This is a genomic window from Chryseobacterium vaccae, assembly GCF_009602705.1.
GTDB lineage: Bacteria > Bacteroidota > Bacteroidia > Flavobacteriales > Weeksellaceae > Chryseobacterium > Chryseobacterium vaccae.
In genome coordinates this window covers 4,396,580-4,413,901 of sequence record NZ_VSWH01000001.1, presented here as the reverse complement: position 1 = coordinate 4,413,901, position 17,322 = coordinate 4,396,580, and the positions used below count along the sequence as shown (strand labels likewise).

At 38.3% G+C, this 17,322-nt stretch carries 14 protein-coding genes; 8 read left to right on the top strand and 6 right to left on the bottom strand.

Features of this window, described 5'->3' with window-relative positions; translation table 11 throughout:
• Nucleotides 1-22: 22 nt before the first annotated feature.
• The 3 genes from FW768_RS20215 to FW768_RS24040 all read right to left on the bottom strand — a co-directional run bounded on the left by FW768_RS20215 (nt 23) and on the right by FW768_RS24040 (nt 7,257).
• Nucleotides 23-2,785, bottom strand: coding sequence for a TonB-dependent receptor plug domain-containing protein (locus tag FW768_RS20215; RefSeq protein ID WP_153398490.1), 2,763 nt, complete (start codon nt 2,783-2,785; stop codon nt 23-25).
• A gap of 952 nt (nt 2,786-3,737) precedes the next feature.
• Nucleotides 3,738-6,068, bottom strand: coding sequence for an ATP-dependent helicase (locus FW768_RS20210; RefSeq protein WP_153398488.1), 2,331 nt, complete (start codon nt 6,066-6,068; stop codon nt 3,738-3,740).
• Nucleotides 6,069-6,177: 109 nt separating this feature from the next.
• A complete protein-coding gene (locus FW768_RS24040; protein ID WP_153398486.1) occupies nt 6,178-7,257 on the bottom strand; it encodes a thrombospondin type 3 repeat-containing protein in 1,080 nt (359 codons plus the stop codon).
• A 110-nt stretch (nt 7,258-7,367) separates the two neighbouring features.
• On the opposite strand from FW768_RS24040, the gene FW768_RS20200 reads away from it, so the two are divergent.
• From FW768_RS20200 to secG, 3 genes are all read left to right on the top strand, one after another.
• Complete coding sequence (locus FW768_RS20200) at nt 7,368-8,681, top strand: M16 family metallopeptidase (protein ID WP_153398484.1); 1,314 nt, start codon at nt 7,368-7,370, stop codon at nt 8,679-8,681.
• Between the two features lie 46 nt (nt 8,682-8,727).
• Complete coding sequence (locus FW768_RS20195) at nt 8,728-10,758, top strand: M16 family metallopeptidase (protein ID WP_153398482.1); 2,031 nt, start codon at nt 8,728-8,730, stop codon at nt 10,756-10,758.
• A 133-nt stretch (nt 10,759-10,891) separates the two neighbouring features.
• On the top strand, nt 10,892-11,242 hold the full coding sequence (gene secG / locus FW768_RS20190) for a preprotein translocase subunit SecG (RefSeq protein WP_153398480.1): 351 nt from the start codon (nt 10,892-10,894) through the stop codon (nt 11,240-11,242).
• A 57-nt stretch (nt 11,243-11,299) separates the two neighbouring features.
• Here secG and FW768_RS20185 read toward each other — a convergent pair whose 3' ends face one another.
• Nucleotides 11,300-12,139, bottom strand: coding sequence for a glycosyltransferase family 2 protein (locus tag FW768_RS20185; RefSeq protein WP_153398478.1), 840 nt, complete (start codon nt 12,137-12,139; stop codon nt 11,300-11,302).
• Complete coding sequence (gene recR, locus FW768_RS20180) at nt 12,135-12,746, bottom strand: recombination mediator RecR (protein WP_153400004.1); 612 nt, start codon at nt 12,744-12,746, stop codon at nt 12,135-12,137. Before recR ends, FW768_RS20185 begins: the two co-directional genes overlap by 5 nt.
• 278 nt (nt 12,747-13,024) lie before the next feature.
• Here recR and FW768_RS20175 point away from each other — a divergent pair, with 278 nt between their 5' ends.
• From FW768_RS20175 to FW768_RS20155, 5 genes are all read left to right on the top strand, one after another.
• Entirely contained in the window at nt 13,025-13,630 is a 606-nt protein-coding gene (locus FW768_RS20175; RefSeq protein WP_153398476.1) for an LURP-one-related/scramblase family protein, read from the top strand.
• 19 nt (nt 13,631-13,649) lie between these two features.
• Entirely contained in the window at nt 13,650-14,141 is a 492-nt protein-coding gene (locus tag FW768_RS20170) for a hypothetical protein (RefSeq protein WP_153398474.1), read from the top strand.
• A 113-nt stretch (nt 14,142-14,254) separates the two neighbouring features.
• Entirely contained in the window at nt 14,255-15,697 is a 1,443-nt protein-coding gene (locus FW768_RS20165; RefSeq protein WP_153398472.1) for an aminoacyl-histidine dipeptidase, read from the top strand.
• Nucleotides 15,698-15,772: 75 nt separating this feature from the next.
• Nucleotides 15,773-16,354 (top strand): LOG family protein, encoded by a 582-nt coding sequence (locus tag FW768_RS20160; protein WP_153400002.1) that lies wholly within the window; start codon nt 15,773-15,775, stop codon nt 16,352-16,354.
• 15 nt (nt 16,355-16,369) lie between these two features.
• Complete coding sequence (locus tag FW768_RS20155) at nt 16,370-16,909, top strand: hypothetical protein (RefSeq protein ID WP_153398470.1); 540 nt, start codon at nt 16,370-16,372, stop codon at nt 16,907-16,909.
• 77 nt (nt 16,910-16,986) lie between these two features.
• Here the strand turns inward: FW768_RS20155 and FW768_RS20150 are convergent, their stop codons facing one another.
• Nucleotides 16,987-17,316: a 2Fe-2S iron-sulfur cluster-binding family protein gene (locus FW768_RS20150; protein WP_062701105.1), complete on the bottom strand. Its 330-nt coding sequence runs from the start codon at nt 17,314-17,316 to the stop codon at nt 16,987-16,989.
• Between the last annotated feature and the right edge of the window lie 6 nt (nt 17,317-17,322).

Sequence of the window (17,322 nt, the reverse complement as noted above, 5' to 3'; positions counted from 1 at the left end):
TAATAGAAAGTGAAAAAAAATATTAAAAGTTGAAACTAAGTCTGGAGAACACATATCTTCCGTTCTGCCCGAACTGTGAAGTAGAACGCGAATACACAAACTGATCATTGTTGGTAGATGCAGTAAGGTTTCTGGTTGGATAAATATCGAACAGGTTATTTACCCCTACAGTCAATCCTACATTTTTTGTAAACTGATAGGCTAGTGAAAGATCCGTAATAATTTTGGCCGTGATCTGCTGGTGCTCGTTAGGCCCCACAATTCCATCGCCATTGGCATCAATAATATCTGCTCCGGTTACTTTTCCGAAATAGGTATTTCTAAGATAGAAACTGGCATTTTTCCATGAAAGGGTATGCGACAAACTGGCTTTTACCCTTGGAACTGCTTCTTCCAGATATACTCTTGATTTTTCAGAAAAATAAGTATTTTCAAGGTTGGCAGACTGCAGTAATCCGGAAGAATGAATATTTCCTACTCTCTTGGTCTGGCTGAGATTTACGGCAAAACTGTTATCCAGTTTCAATCCTGAAACTCTTATATTATGAGCAATCACAACATCTACGCCTTTTGTTTCGGTATCAATGGCATTGGTGAAAAACTGGGCGCCACTTACATTTTCCGCATCAAAAGCTTCCTGAGCTGCTGTTGGTACGTTGGCTCTTAAGAACTGATCGGTAAGAATAACTCTGTTGTCTATTTTTGTAAAATATCCGTCTGCTGTAACTGATAAGTTCGCGGATGGAATTCTGTAAGTAAATCCTACACTTGCCGATTTGGACGTTTCCTGCTTCAGCTTGGGAATTCCCAGTAATTCTGCAATTCTTGAATCATTGCTGAATGTACCTACTTCCAGAAGCTGGCTGTTCGTAAACAAAGTAGATGTTACATTATAGTAGATCTGGTGAATAGATGGTGCTCTGAACCCTGTAGATCCGGCCAATCTTACATTGAAATTGGGCGCTACTTTTATTCTTGAAGCTAATTTATAATTGAAAGTTGATCCAAAATCTGAATAATTCTCATATCTCGCTGCTGCATCCACCAAAAGCCAGTTCGTAAAATTGAACTCCACATCCGCATAGGCTGCTACTGATTGCCTGTTTTTATCTACAGCATTCACCGGCTTGAATCCTCCAAACACCTGAGATCCTCCCGGAAGTGCATTTCCGAAAAAATCCGTAGGTCTCGGGCTGTTGTTATTCCATATATTTCCGGAAACATCATAGGTTGCATAGGAAGCTTCTTCTCCTGCTGTTATTTTGAAATTTTCATAGCGATGTTCTCCTCCGAAAGCGACATTAATCCCATTCCAGACATCATATTTTTTAGAGAAATCTAAATTGATGGTATTTTGGGAAAACCTTAGCCCTCCGGCATTAAAATCTCTTGGAGAATTAAATCTTAAAGAAGTATTTCCTGTATTTCTGATGTTATAGGTAAATGAATTCTGTCCGAAGGTATTACTTAAATCAATATGCCAGCCGTTCCATTTTCCTTTGATTCCGGCTGCAAGTGATAAATCCTGAATATCTGTTCCGATCTGTGGCAGATAACCGTCTGCATACAATCCTGTGAACGTTCTGCTCTGATTAGGCTTTCTGTAAAATCCTCCTGAAACACCGTGTCTTATGCTGTATCCGCCAAATGAATACACTTTCCAGTCATCACTTACCGGAACTTCTATATTGGCAAAAAGCTGGTGATTGTTCAGCTTAGACTGGCCAACCTGCATATTGAAATCTTTCCTTGTTAGCCCTCTGTAAGCCAGTTCCTGATCGGTAACATCAAAATTCAGCAAGGACTGAAGTCCTTTCTGGATCACATTTCCCTGGGCATCCTTTATATCCTGGATAATCGATGTATTTTGAATTGCACTCTGCTGTGCCGCGCTGAAATAACCTACTCCCTGTGAATATTGGTGAATATAATCAATAAGCTGCTGTGAATTTGGGGTATTGTTGATATTGCTGAACAGAGAAGAAAGATTTACCCCGTCGTTCAGCGCTCGTTTTTCAATGGCATTATAGGCATTATAGATGGATCCGCTTTCTGCTCCTGCTCTGGAAGTAGGATCTCTGAACTGTGAAGACCAGGTAATATTATAAAAACCGCCTTTATTCCCGATTTTGTTTCCATAATTAAGATCTAGCTGAATATTCTGGCCGTCAAAATTTCCGGTATGGTCATTCGCTGTTGGTGTTAAATTTCCGCCGTAGCTTACCTGTCCCGTCAGCTTTCCCGTATCTTTTTTTAATTCCAAATTAATAACTCCGGCAATGGCATCTGATCCATACTGGGCAGAAGCTCCGTCACGAAGCACTTCAATTCTGTTCAGGGCAAATGAAGGAATGGCATTAAGGTCGGTTCCTACCGTTCCCCTTCCCGGAGTTCCGTTCACATTCACCAGTGCTGAAGTGTGTCTTCTTTTTCCATTCACCAGAACCAAAACCTGATCAGGTCCCAATCCTCTCAGCTGGGCGGGGTCTAAGTGATCTGTTCCATCAGAATTCGTCTGAATGGTAGAAGTAAAAGACGGAGCCAGCGAGTTCAGTATCTGTCCTATAGTTGATTGCGGAAGAACTACAGAAGCCTCTTTGATATTGAATACATCCACAGGAACCGGGCTGTCGACTTTTGATCTGGCTCCCGCTCTTGAGCCCAGAACCACGACTTCTTCTACATTATTTGTTTTCAGACTGTCTTTTTCTTTTTCCTGCCCGAAAGCAAAACTTCCCAGAAAAAATAAGACGGAAGCTGATAAGATGGTATTTTTATTTTTCATATCCTTTACATCAATTAATAGTTTATGTTTTTTTGAGTGGCAAATGTAAAGTAATTTTATTAGTCTACAAAATTAATAGACTTTTGTTTTTTGAAAAAGAGTTATAGTTTTTGTCTATGCAGATGGAAGCGGAAAGATTGGCGATGGAAATTGATGAGATCTTTATATTGGAGTAAAGCCCTCTATAGATAAACTCTACCGGGTTTTAAGTGGTAGACTGAAGGTTCCAGTTCTGTATCTCATATCAGGCAAGACCTATTTTTGATTCATTTCTTATTATTAACCTGAGTTCGAATTAACGAGTTTAAGTATATAAGGCTGGAAGCGAGAAGTTACTTTTAGTTACAAGTATTGAAAACTATTGTAAAATCAAATTACCTTAAACATCAACACTTATTTTTAATGATCTTAATAACTTTCCTTCTCCCAGTTTCAAACCAGTCTAAATCAGACATTTTATCCCGGACTGAGATTATAATTGTTTTTCAAATTTTGTCGTATTAAAGCTCTATCAGAGTAACATATTAATCATTATAATTATCAGGTCGCTCCTACGGAGCTCACCTTAGATCATATATTAAATTCTATGAACAGAGTACTTCTACGGAGCACTTAAAAAAGCTCAAATAATATCGTTTTTTTACAAAAAATTATACATTGTTTACCAATTATAGCTCTTAATATAAGTCTGATTTTCTTATCCTGAACTGAGATTATTATTCTTAACCCGAATATCTATTATCTATCCGTCTATTATCTTTTCTCTGAATCTCAAACTCCCAAACTCACCATTCCCTTGCGCAGCAAAATTGACCATTCACCGTTACCTCTATCATCTATCCAGCTGTTATCTATCTGTCTATTATCTCAACTCTCCTTCTCTACAACAAAAAAAACGAATCCTTAACCGGATCCGTTTTATATTGTTATTTCAGTTCTGTACCGAAGAATTCTATATTTTCGTAAGCTTAGCGTATTTCAGAATCAGGTTTTTCTCACCTTCATGCATAAAAACAACTTTGGCTTTGATGTTCTGAGGATCTGTTCCATCCAGGAAAGTCACTTCTCCGATTCCAAAGCGGTCATGTCTTACTTTATCGCCTACTTCAATATCCTGGGAAGAGGCCCCGCTTGGATTGATAATTCTGGCTGTACTTACTGGTTTCAGTTTTTTTACTTCAGGAGCTGGTTGTGAAGTATCTCCCCTATCAATCGTTTTCTTTTCTACTTTTCTGAAAGAACGCTGTTCAGAAGGATACTCATCAAAAATATTGGATTTAAGCCCGGCGTTATTGATGAATCTTTTTTCCATGGCCGGATTGATGAATTCAATATATTCTTCATCTACCTCGCTTAAGAATCGTGAAGGCTCGGCATCTGTAATTTTTCCCCATTGGAACCGGGAAATGGCATATGAAAAGAACACCTGTTTCTCTGCTCTGGTCAGTGCCACATAAAACAGACGTCTTTCTTCTTCCAGGTCTTCGCGGGTTGCAGAACTCATAAAGCTCGGGAAAAGATTTTCTTCAAGTCCAACCAGGTGAACTACCGGGAATTCGAGACCTTTTGAAAGGTGGATTGTCATCAAAGAGACCATATCATCTTCCAGTTCTTTATCCTGAGTATCGGCAGAAAGGGCAATGTTTTCAAGGAAGTTGGAAAGGCTTGGGTCTCCGTCTTCCAACTGCATCTGCTCTTCAATGAATCCCTGCATGGAGTTCATTAATTCCTGTACGTTTTCTACACGGGAAATTCCTTCGGGGGTCTGATCATCTTTTAAAAACTTGATCAGTCCGCTTCGTTTTGCCACTTCCATCGCTACGCTGTAAGCCGTTTCAGTTTTCAGCAGTACCTGAAATGCTTTGATCATCGACCAGAAATCATTTAGCTTATTTAAAACTCCATTATTCAAGCCTAATTGCGGAGCATACATCGGAAGATTATCCAAAACTTTTGAAATGGAAACATTTTGGGCATCTGCAAAAACAATCAGCTTATTCTGTGTAGTTTCTCCGATTCCTCTTGCAGGGTAATTGATGATTCTTGTCAGCGCTTCAGAATCATTTTCATTGATCAGAAGTCTGAGATAAGCAATAAGGTCTTTTACTTCTTTTCTTTGATAGAAGGAAAGTCCTCCATATACTTTGTATGGAATATTTTTACGTCTTAATGCATCTTCAAACGCTCTGGTCTGAGAGTTGGTTCTGTATAAAATGGCAAAATCACTGTATTTTCTCTGGTCGCGGTTACGCAGTTCCCAAATATTTCCAGCTACGAAATTAGCTTCATCCGCATCGGAAAGGGAACGGTATACTTTGATTTTATCCCCTTCTTCATTATCACTGAATACATTCTTTTTGAACTGCTGAAGGTTTTTTGCGATCACAACATTGGCAGCATTCACAATCGTTTGTGTTGAACGGTAATTCTGTTCCAGTGAAACAGTAATGGCGTCAGGATAATCTTTTTTAAAGTTGAGGATATTATAGATATTTGCTCCTCGGAAAGAATAAATCGACTGGGCATCATCCCCTACCACACAGATATTTTCAAATTTTGAAGCCAGTGCTTTTACAATAAGGTACTGTGAATGGTTGGTATCCTGGTACTCATCCACCATGATATATCTGAATCTGTCCTGATATTTAGCCAGTACTTCCGGAAAACGGGTCAAAAGTTCATTAGTTTTTAGCAGAAGGTCGTCAAAATCCATGGACCCATTTTTGAAACAAGCATCCACATATCTCTGATAGATCTGCCCGATAAATTTCATATTGGCTTTTTCATCTGCTTCCATCAGTTCCGGATTGTTGAAATAGGCCTTTACCGTGATCAGGTTGTTTTTATACGTCGAAATTCTCGCCTGAACTTTTTTAGGTTTATAAAGATCGGCATCGATATTCATGTCTTTCAATACTTTCTTGATCACATTCAGGGCATCCTGCTGGTCATAGATTGTAAAATTGGAAGGGTATCCCAGATAGTGGGCTTCAATTCTCAGGATTCTTGCAAAAACTGAGTGAAAGGTTCCCATCCATAAACTTCTTGCATTGCTGGTCCCTACTACCTTGGCAATACGGTCTTTCATTTCGCGGGCCGCTTTATTGGTAAAGGTTAGAGCCAGGATATTGAAAGGGTCTACTCCGTTATTAATCAGGTGGGCAATACGCATCGTAAGTACACGTGTTTTTCCGGAGCCCGCTCCCGCAAGTACCATCAGAGGTCCCTGTAAAGAGGTAACGGCTTCATATTGTGATTCATTGAGTCCTTTCAGATAATCCATGCTGCAAAAAATTTTTGGAACACAAAATTAATGCATTCAAAGGAGAATTCAAATTATGAGACCAATTTAACTTCCGAACGGGTATTCTTTCAGTGCTGTAGAGGTTTGCTTATTCAAGACCTTTTATCTGAACCCATTTTCTTTCTTTGAATTGATAGAATTTTGCCGGTGCATTACGGGAAGCTCCTTCAGAATCTGAAAAGCTCAGCTGGATCATAAAACCCATATGACCTTCAGTGTCGTACCTCGGATACATTGCAATCCCGAAACTCACACTCTCAATATCTATAAATTTCTCATCCTTTCTGGTAATGAATAGATCTTCAACAGGCTTTTGAGGGGAGATGTAATAAATATTTTGTATTCTTCCGTTATCATTCACTTTTCCTTTGTAAAACGGAGTGATGCCATTATTTACAAAGTAATTATTTTCATCATTTTCCAGGCCGAAAAAAATTCCGTCACCTCTTTGTAAAGTCGGTACAGGAATGATGGTACTGCTACCTGTCTTTTTTCTGAATCTGTTAAAATTTTCAGGGCTCCACAATTTATTGAAAACATCTGCCCCAATGATCTTTTCAAAATGCGGACAATCATAATAAGGGTCATTTCCACATTCCGCAGAAGGTCCTGTAATTATTTTTCTCAGGAAAATAAATTTCCTTTTGGGTATAAAGAATGTTTTAAAATCCTCATCTTCTAAAATAATGGTAAAAAGTAGATTGAAATCCATTTTCTCAACCTGTTTCAGGTCTTCTTTATATTGGGTTTTCTCTCTTTCATATACTTTTTTGCAATCTTTTTTGGGTCGAGGACAGCCAAGATTATCTGCTGCACCAAATACATCCGGGCAGGCATCATCTTTATCCTGAACTCCGTCCTTATCCGTATCCATCCATGGGCATCCATTATTTTCTGCCGGCCCTGGATTTGCCGGACATTCATCATCCTGATCCAAAACTCCGTCTTTGTCCTGATCCGGCAGCAGGCAGCCGCTATTTTCTACAGGCCCAGCTTCTTTAGGGCATTTATCCAGATAAAAAAGAATTCCATCCTTATCTTCATCAGAAAGACAGGTTTTCCTGCTAAATCCCTTCAGGCACCTATTGAAGGCTTCTTTATCTGTAATTTCCTGTGCATTTATCAATATACTGAACAAGACAAACCATATAACAGAGTAAATTTTCATCCCGATTTTAAAATAATTTCTACGTCCTTACAAAAATGAAAAAAAAACATAAAGAAATGTAACAAATACTGTATTTTCTCTACTAATTTATGCAAAACAATTTCTGCTTTATGAAAAAACGACTTCTTTCTGTTGCAGCTGCATCTTTTTTCGGAATGATGCTGAATGCACAGCAAATTAAATTCGAAGAGTATGACCTGCCAAACGGCCTTCATGTAATCCTTCATCAGGATAATTCTGCACCGGTAGTTACTACAGGAGTAATGTATCATGTAGGGGCCAAAGACGAGGCTACAAAAAGAACAGGCTTCGCACACTTCTTTGAACACCTTTTATTTGAAGGAACTCCTAATATAAAAAGAGGCGAATGGATGAAAATTGTTTCTTCTAACGGAGGACAGAACAACGCCAACACCAGCAACGACAGAACTTATTATTACGAGACTTTCCCTTCCAACAACGAGCAGCTAGGACTGTGGATGGAAGCAGAAAGAATGCGCCATGCTGTAATCAACCAGATCGGGGTGGATACTCAGAGAGAAGTTGTAAAGGAAGAAAAAAGACTGAGTATGGATAACAGACCGTACGGAAATCTTTTCACCGCTATTCTTAACAATATGTTTACCAACAGCCAGTACCACTGGTCTACGATTGGTTCTATGGAAGATCTTAATGCTGCCAAGCTGGAAGAATTCCAGAATTTCTACAAAAAATATTATATCCCGAATAACGCAACTTTAGTAGTAGCGGGAGATATTAAATCTGAACAGACTAAAAAATGGATTCAGGAATATTACGGAGGAATTCCGAAAGGAGCGGCTATTACAAGAACTTATACTAAAGATGCTCCTATTACTCAGGAAAAAGTGGTAACCTATACGGATGCCAATATTCAGCTTCCTGCTTATATTTACGGATACAGAACGCCTGCTAATACCGAAAGAGACTCCAAAATACTGGACATGCTTTCTGCTTACCTGAGCGGTGGAAAATCTTCAGTATTATACAAAAAACTGGTAGATCAGGATAAGAAAGCTTTACAGGTTTCCGCTAACCCGCTTGCTTTTGAAAAAGACGGAGTTTTTGCATTTTTTGCGATCCCGATGGGGCCTACACCTGAAGCGGATCTGAGAAAAGTAATTGATGAAGAAATTAAAAAAGTTCAGACTACTTTAATTTCCGAAGAAGATTATCAGAAACTTCAGAATCAGTTCGAAAATCAGTTTGTAAACGCTAACTCAAGTATTCAGGGAATTGCTGTTTCACTAGCAACCAACCACGTACTGATGGGAGATACCAACCTTATCAATAAGGAAATCGACATTTACAGATCCATCACCAGACAAGATCTGCAAAATGCTGCTAAAAAGTATCTGAATCCTAACCAAAGAGTGATCATTAACTACCTTCCTGAGAAAAAGTAATCTACGGAGTACAGGAAAAAATTGATTACCATAATAATTTTTACAAATGAAAAAGCAATTAACATATATAGCGGCAGCATTTTTATTCGCAGGAATGCTTTCTGCACAAAAAATAGACCTTAACGCAATGCCAAAGCCGGGACCAACTCCTGCCATCAACATTGCCAAGCCAAAAACATTCCAGATGAGCAACGGGCTTACTGTAATGGTGGTAGAAAACAACAAGCTGCCGAGAGTAAGCGCAAGCCTTTCCATGGACAGACCTCCATATTATGAAGGAAATGTAACCGGAGTAAGCGAGATCATGGCGGAGCAGCTTGAAAACGGAACTAAAAACTTAAGCAAAGACGAATTCAATAAAAAGGTAGACTTTTTAGGAGCCCAAATTAATTTCTCATCAGCAGGTGCGTCTGCAGGCTCATTATCAAAGTATTTCCCTGAAGTTTTAGGACTGATGGCTGATGCTATTGTCAATCCGAACTTTTCTGCAGAGGAAATCAAAGATTCCAAAGACAGAACAATTGAAGGTTTAAAGGCAGACGAGAAAAATGCTCCTTCTATTGCGTCAAGAGTTTCCAACGCATTGATGTACGGAAAAAATACTTCAAGAGGAGAATTTGAAACCGTTGAATCAATCAATAAAATTCAACTTTCTGATGTACAGAATGTTTATAGCAAATATTATACACCGGACAATGCTTACCTTGTGATTGTAGGGGACGTGAAGTTTGACCAGATAAAGCCTTTGGTTGAAAAAGCTTTTGCAGGCTGGAAAAAAGCAGGTACTAAGTTTGCTGCTTTAGAACCCGCTTCTAACGTGGCAAAGACAGAGGTTAATGTAGTGGATGTTCCTTCTGCGGTACAATCTGTAGTATCTGTAGGGAATCTCAATACTTTAAAAATGAAAGACCCTAACTATTTTGCGGCTACTATTGCCAATTATATTTTGGGAGGCGGTGCTGAAGCCAGACTTTTCATGAACCTTCGTGAGAAGAACGGATTCACTTACGGAGCTTACTCCAGCATGAGCGCCAGCAAATATACTCCGGTATTTTCTGCTGAAGCCAGTGTAAGAAATGAGGTTACTGATAAAGCTGTTAAGGAATTTATGACTGAACTTAACGGAATTACCACAATAAAACCTCAGGAATTAGAAAATGCAAAGGCTAAACTGAAAGGATCTTTCATCATGGCTCTTGAAAAACCTGAAACAATCGCAAGATTTGCTTTAAACCAGAAAGTACAGGACCTTCCGGCAGATTTCTACTCCAATTACCTGAAATCTATTGATAAAGTAACGGTTGCTGATGTTTCTGCTGCTGCTAAAGCTACAATCCTTCCTAACCAGAGCAGAATTTTCATCGCTGGAAAAGCCGCTGATATTTCTGAAGGACTGGAAAAACTGGGCTATCCGGTAAAATATTTCGACAGAGAAGCGAATCCAATTGCAAAACCTGCTGTACAAAAGGCTGACGCCAATGTTACTGCTGCTTCTGTAGCGGATAAATACATCAATGCAATTGGTGGTCTGGCGGCTGTACAGAAAGTAACGTCTATTTCTTCGGATGCTACTACTAAAATCCAGGGAATGGATATGAGCATGAAACTGATTCAGGCCAAAGGTGGTAAAATGCTTATGGAACTGAAAATGGCAGGAAATACCCTTCAGAAGATTGTTTTTGACGGTAAAGACGGTTATCAGCAGGCACAGGGACAAAAAGTACCTTTAAGCGACAAGGAAAAGGCTGAAATGGCAGATCCTGAACTTTTTCCTGAGCTTACTTTCGCAAAATCAGCGGATATTAAAGTGGCAGGAATCGAAAAGTACAACAATGAAGATTCATATGTGGTAAAAGGGCCTAAAGACACTTATTACTACAGTGTAAAGACGGGCCTTAAAACCGGAGAAATCAAAGTATCTGAAGGAGGTTCTATTCCTACAAGCTACAACAACTACAAAGATGTTTCAGGAGTTAAACTTCCGTTTACCATCATTCAGAATATGGGCGGAATGGATGTAGATCTGACTGTACAGGCTTACCAGCTGAACCAGGCTAAAGATTCAGATTTTAAATAAAAACAACCTGTTTTCATATAAAAAATGGCAGCAAAAGCTGCCATTTTTATTTTAAACGATATTTGCAGACATCTTTTTTTGTTGTTCGGTAAAAAAAGATTAAATTTGCCCATTCAAAAAGATATCAGAATTAATGGATACTATATTTACACTATTGATGGTTCTTGTTATGATTGCCAGCGTTTTATTGGTAATTGTTGTTATGGCTCAAAATCCAAAAGGTGGAGGCCTTTCCAGTACTTTCGGAGGTGCATCTTCTGCACAGTTTGGAGTACAGAGAACCAATGATTTCATGGAAAAAGCAACATGGACGTTAGGAGGAATAATTATTGTTCTTATCCTTATCAGTGTTGTGGTTACCGGAAAACCATCAACAACAGCTCCGGCACAACAGCCTGTGAAAAAAGAGGCTCCGGCAAAGCAACAGTCTGCTCCGGCTTCTACTACAACTCCGGCTCAAACCCCGGTAGCTCCGGCAAAATAATAAAAAGTCTATACTTTTATATAAAACAAAAGCAGTTCAAATTATTGAACTGCTTTTTTATTTGAGCTTGATTCTTTCAATTTTATGTCTCAGTTTTAGCCCGGCCTTTAAAAACGAATACTGAACCGGTTTGGAGCTTTTATAATACTTATCAATAAAAATCTGCATTGCTCCGTAGAATCTTTCGAGGTACACCTCATCTTTAACCGTACTCTCTCCTTTATGATGAAGAATGGAAGCTTTTCCGTAATAATAATTCTTATAGCCGTGCTTCAATAAAGTATAACAAAGATCAATATCCTCACCATACATGAAATAGGCTTCGTCTAAGCCTCCTATTTTCTCATACACGTCTTTTTTCACCAGTAGAAATGCCCCTGTAACCACCTCTACTTCTGCTACAGCATATTCATTAATATCATTCCTGTAATAGGACTTTGAATTGTTCTTTTTAAAGTTGGTAAACAGCTTTTCAAAAGAATTGAACATATCAGGAACAGAACGTTTGCTTTCAGGCAGAAAAACACCTTCCGCATCATGCATTCGGACTCCAAGTCCTCCAAAATCCGGCTTAGAATCGGCAAAATCCAGAAGTTCCTGCATGTAGAAACCTTCCAGTTCCGTATCAGGGTTTAAGATCAGAAGATATTCTCCGGATGCTGTTTTAATGGCTTTATTATTGGCTATGGCAAAACCGTCATTAGATTCTGAGGCAATGAAACGAACTTCCGGAAATTCGGAGACCAGATCTTTCCACGAGCTGTCCGTAGAGGCATTGTCAATAACGATAATTTCACAGGTCTCCTTATCTGTATATTTCTGAACAGATAAGAGACAGCTTCTGAGCAGCCGGGTAACATTATAATTAACGATAATAACTGACAGCTTCATATTAATCTTTTTCGTTATACGGAAGCCTGTTCATAATAGATCTTCCCAAAGAAATTTCATCGGCATATTCCAACTCATCCCCTACTGAAATTCCTCTGGCAATACTGGAAAAACTTACATTGAAGTTTTTAAACTTTTTATAAATATAATAAGCTGTTGTATCTCCTTCCATCGTAGCACTCAGTGCAAAGATGAATTCTTTGACTTTTCCCTCATTCAGCTTTCTTTCAATACTAGGGATATTCAGCTGGGAAGGTCCTATTCCTTCCATTGGTGATATTTTCCCGCCTAAAATCAGATATTTCCCCGTAAACTTTCCTGTATTTTCAATAGCAATAACATCTCTTACATCTTCTACAATACAGATCAGCTCACTGCTTCTCTTCTCGTTATCACATATTTCACACACATCAAAATCTGAGAAATTATGACATTCTCTACAATATTTTATTTCATTAACAAGATTAATTAAGGAGTTTCCGAGGCTCATCGCCCTGGAGCTAGGCTGTTTCAATAAATGAAGAGCGAGTCGCAAAGCCGTTTTCCGTCCTATCCCGGGCAGTCCCGAAATTTCATCTACTGCCTTTGCCAAAACTTTACTAGGGTAATCCATAGCGCAAAAATAAGGAATATAGTTGAGTAGTACCAATGGTTTTGAGTTCAAGATTTAAGGTTTAGGGTTTAGGGTTTAGGGTTTAGGGTTTAGGGTTTAGGGTTTAGGGTTTAGGGTTTAGGGTAAAATAAACAATAGCAGTGCAATTGCATATCTCTCATCTATTCATCCATTATCTTTTATCCTTTATCTTCTCCCTTATCCCTCTTTTTTCCTCAATCTCTAAAAAAACCTTTATCTTTGAGCTCTAAATATTAATTGGAAGAAAAAATAAACTAATGGTACTTAAAAATCTTAATTATCCGCTGGATTTCAAATTTAAAATCACAACACTAGCCGGCGATTTCAACATTACTGATAAAAACGGAAACTATGTAGCCTATGTTCGTCAGAAAATGTTCAAACTAAAAGAAGATGTTATTGTTTTCAATGATGAAAGCAAGTCTAAAGAGTTGTTCAGAATCAGAGCCAATCAATGGATCGATTTCAATGCATCATATTCCCTGAACGACATTACTGAAAACAAAAATTACGGAAGACTGGCCAGAAAAGGGATGCGTTCTATCTGGAAAGCAAGCTATGATATTCTTGATGCCAATGATCAGCCAAAATTCAAAGTACAGGAAGACAGTGCATGGGTAAGATTCTGGGATGGTTTCGTAGGTGAAATTCCAATCATCGGAATGTTTACCGGTTATTTCCTTAATCCTTCTTACACCGTAACCGGAATTGACGGGAAAGCCTATTTTAAAATGAAAAAAATGCCTTCATTCTTCGGAAGAAGATTTCAGCTGGACAGACTGATTGATATTGATGATGAAGACGAAAGTCTTGTGATCTTATCATTACTGATGATGGTTCTTCTGGAAAGATCAAGAGGCTAAACCACAAAAACAGCACACAATGAAATATCTGATTATTTTCTTTTCAGCACTACTTTTAACCGCGTGTAAAAAGGACAAAGGTTCTGTTACCAATACACCAGCTGCCGATTCTTTGAATATAACAAAGGATTCTCTAAAAGCTCAGGCTTCATCAGAAAAAATCCTGGTGGATATCTTTCCTTTTCCGAAAGAAATCAAAGAATGTTCATGTTATTTTGCCAAAAACAAGGCTGATTTTGAAGCTGAAAAATATATTTATGCCAACGATGCCGGAAAAACAGCTTATATGAAGCTGGACGGGCAAAGACTGGCTATGAACCTGATCTCTTCAAGCGATATGGAAGCTGATGAAGAACTCACCAAAGAAATAGAAAACGATAACTACAAAATCTCTGTAAAAGGTAAAAAAATAAAAGGCGAAGAGGCTTTATTATTTGAAGGAACCCTGACGATTGAAAAACCAGACGGGACTACAGAAACAATGCCGATCTACGGAGAATGCGGATGTTAAAACGATAAGGCTGCTTGGCCAATTGGGATAATTATCCTAAAAACGACTTACAAAAATGCTTCTGAATTCACGGAAGCATTTTTTATTTCGTAATTTTGAGAAAAATAAATTTCATGGAATTATCTAATATAGAACCGCAGATTATCTGGAAAAATTTCTCCAGACTGAATGCTGTTCCAAGACCATCAAAGAAAGAAGAAAAAGTAATTGCTTTCATCAAGGAATTTGGTGAAAATCTGGGACTTGAAACTACTGTGGATGAAGTAGGAAATGTCATCATTAAAAAACCGGCTACTGCCGGAATGGAAAACCGTAAATCCGTTGTGCTTCAGTCGCATTTGGATATGGTTTGCCAGAAAAACAATGACATTAATTTCGATTTTGAAACAGAAGGTATCAAGATGGAAATTGACGGAGACTGGGTAAAGGCAAAAGGAACTACTTTAGGAGCTGATAACGGCTTGGGAGTAGCAACGATCATGTCGATCCTTGAAAGCTCTGATATTCCCCACCCTGCCCTGGAAGCACTTTTCACCATTGATGAGGAAACAGGAATGACAGGAGCCTTAGGTTTAAAACCGGGACAACTAACAGGTGAGATCCTGCTGAACCTTGATACGGAAGAAGATGACGAAATCGATATAGGCTGTGCAGGAGGTGTTGATGTAACCATTACCCAGCAATATGAAACTGAAGCTCCGAAAGGGCAGACCGTAAGAATTGAAGTGAAAGGACTTCAGGGAGGACACTCCGGAATGGACATTCATAAAGGCTTCGGAAATGCCAATATTATTCTGGGAAGACTTCTTTACAAAGGTCTCGCGAAAGAAAATATTCAACTAATCTCTATTGACAGCGGAGGTCTTAGAAATGCCATTCCAAGAGAGGGTGTTGCTATAGTTTCTGTGAGAAATGCCCAAGAATTCATCGAAGAGGTAACCGTTCTTAAAAAAGAAATTTTAGAAGAATTTGCTTCCGTTGAACCGGGAATCCAGATTAATATTGAAAACTCTACTTCAGCGGAGAAGGCAGTTTCTGAAGACGATTCCAGAAAGATCATCCTGACTTTAAAATCGCTTCACAACGGAGTTTACAGAATGAGCCCGGACGTGAAAGATCTTGTAGAAGCATCTAATAACGTAGCCAGAGTGGAATTAAAAGGCGGAGAACTTAAAATATTAAACCTTACCAGATCATCTGTAGATTCTTCCAAATATTCTGTAGCGGAACAATTAAAATCTGTAGCGGAATTAGCCGGAATGAATGTAGAATTCAGCGGATCTTATCCGGGATGGAAGCCTAAGCCGGGTTCTGAGATCGTTCAGATAATGGAAAAGCTGTACACAGAAAAATTCGGAGAAAAACCTCATGTAGTAGCTTGCCACGCAGGACTGGAATGCGGAATCATCGGAGCTAATTACCCAGCAATGGAAATGGTAAGCTTCGGACCTACGATCAGAGGAGCGCACTCTCCTGATGAGAAAGCAAATATTCCTTCAGCACAGAAGTTCTGGAGCTTTACAAAAGATATTTTAGCGAATATCCCTTTGAAATAAATCAAATAATATTGTTATATTGAATATCCAAAGTCTTATGATTTTGGATATTTTTAATTTTAAACTCATTCAATGATGAAAAGTATCACCGTATTTTGCGGGTCAAGCTTCGGCTCGGATAAAATCTATGAAGAACAGGCCTTTTTATTGGGCAAAACATTGGCCAAACAAGGCATACAGCTTGTATATGGAGGCTCGGAGACCGGTTTAATGGGAACAATAGCCAACGGAGCCTTAAGTGAAAACGGAAAAGTGACCGGCGTTCTTCCTCAGTTTTTAAAATCAAAAGAAATCGCCCATAAAAATTTAACAGAGCTTATTCTTGTAGAAACCATGCATGAGAGAAAGACTAAAATGAATGAGCTTTGTGATGGTGTTATCGTCCTTCCCGGAGGTTATGGAACGTTGGAAGAGTTCTTCGAAATGATCACCTGGGCACAGCTTGGTCTTCACAAAAAACCCATTGGGATTCTTAATATTGACGGGTTTTATGATGACTTAATAAAACTGGTTCAGACCATGGTGGATAAAGGTTTTTTAAAGCAGGTGAACCTGGATATGCTTTTGATAAGTGGAAACATCGAAGAACTTTTGGAAAAGATGAGAAACTATCAGGCACCTACAGTTGGTAAGTGGATTTCGAAGGATAAAGTTTAAAATAATGATTGATAAATGATGATTAAATTTATATTGATATTATTCTCTTCATTCCTTTTAAATAATTTTTGTAAGGCGCAAAAATCAAGATACATCTTCAAAGAATATACAAATGATCTGAATAATGATAAAATTCCTGACAATATAGAAATTGAAAGCGTTAAATGTAAAAATAATTATATTGGAGATCATGATGATATGAACTGTAGAATTGTAAGAATAGACTTGTTACAAAAAGACGGAACATCTTCATTTTCTACATCAAACAATAATATTGTGCCTTGTTCAGACTGTAATGAAGATCTCACAGATCCTTTCAAGGATTTAAAAATTAGAAAGAATAGTTTTTCTATTATTCTAGCCTACCAATTGGTTCCAGAAGGGACAAAAATGAAAAAAAAAATTACTTTTAAGTATGATAAACTTTCAAATAATTTCATTCTTCACAAAGAAGTTAGAATATCTGAATCCTATAAAAATGGGGAAGTTGAAAGTAAAACAAAAGTTCAAACGGTTAAAGATTTTGGAACAATTTATTTTTCAGATTACAGATAATAGCTTTTTTAGCATAAACAAAACCTCCCGAAGAAAATCTTCAGGAGGTTTTTATATTAATTAAATTTAAAATATTCTTAAGGATAAGGAGCGATTTCTACTTCCAATCCTTCCATTTCATTAACGATGTGCAGCTGGCATCCCAGTCTACTGTTATCCTTTACATGGAAAGCTTCTGCAAGCATGGCGTCTTCTTCGGCACCCATTGGCTCAAGCCCCGGATCGTTGATTACATATACCTGGCATGAAGCACACATAGCCATTCCTCCGCATACACCAATGGTTCCTTCTTCGGCCAGTTCATAGGAACGGATGATTTCCATGAGGTTCATAGACATATCCGTAGGGGCTACTACATCGTGGGTTACTCCTTCTCTATCGGTGATTTTAATATTGATATCGTTCATTTACTG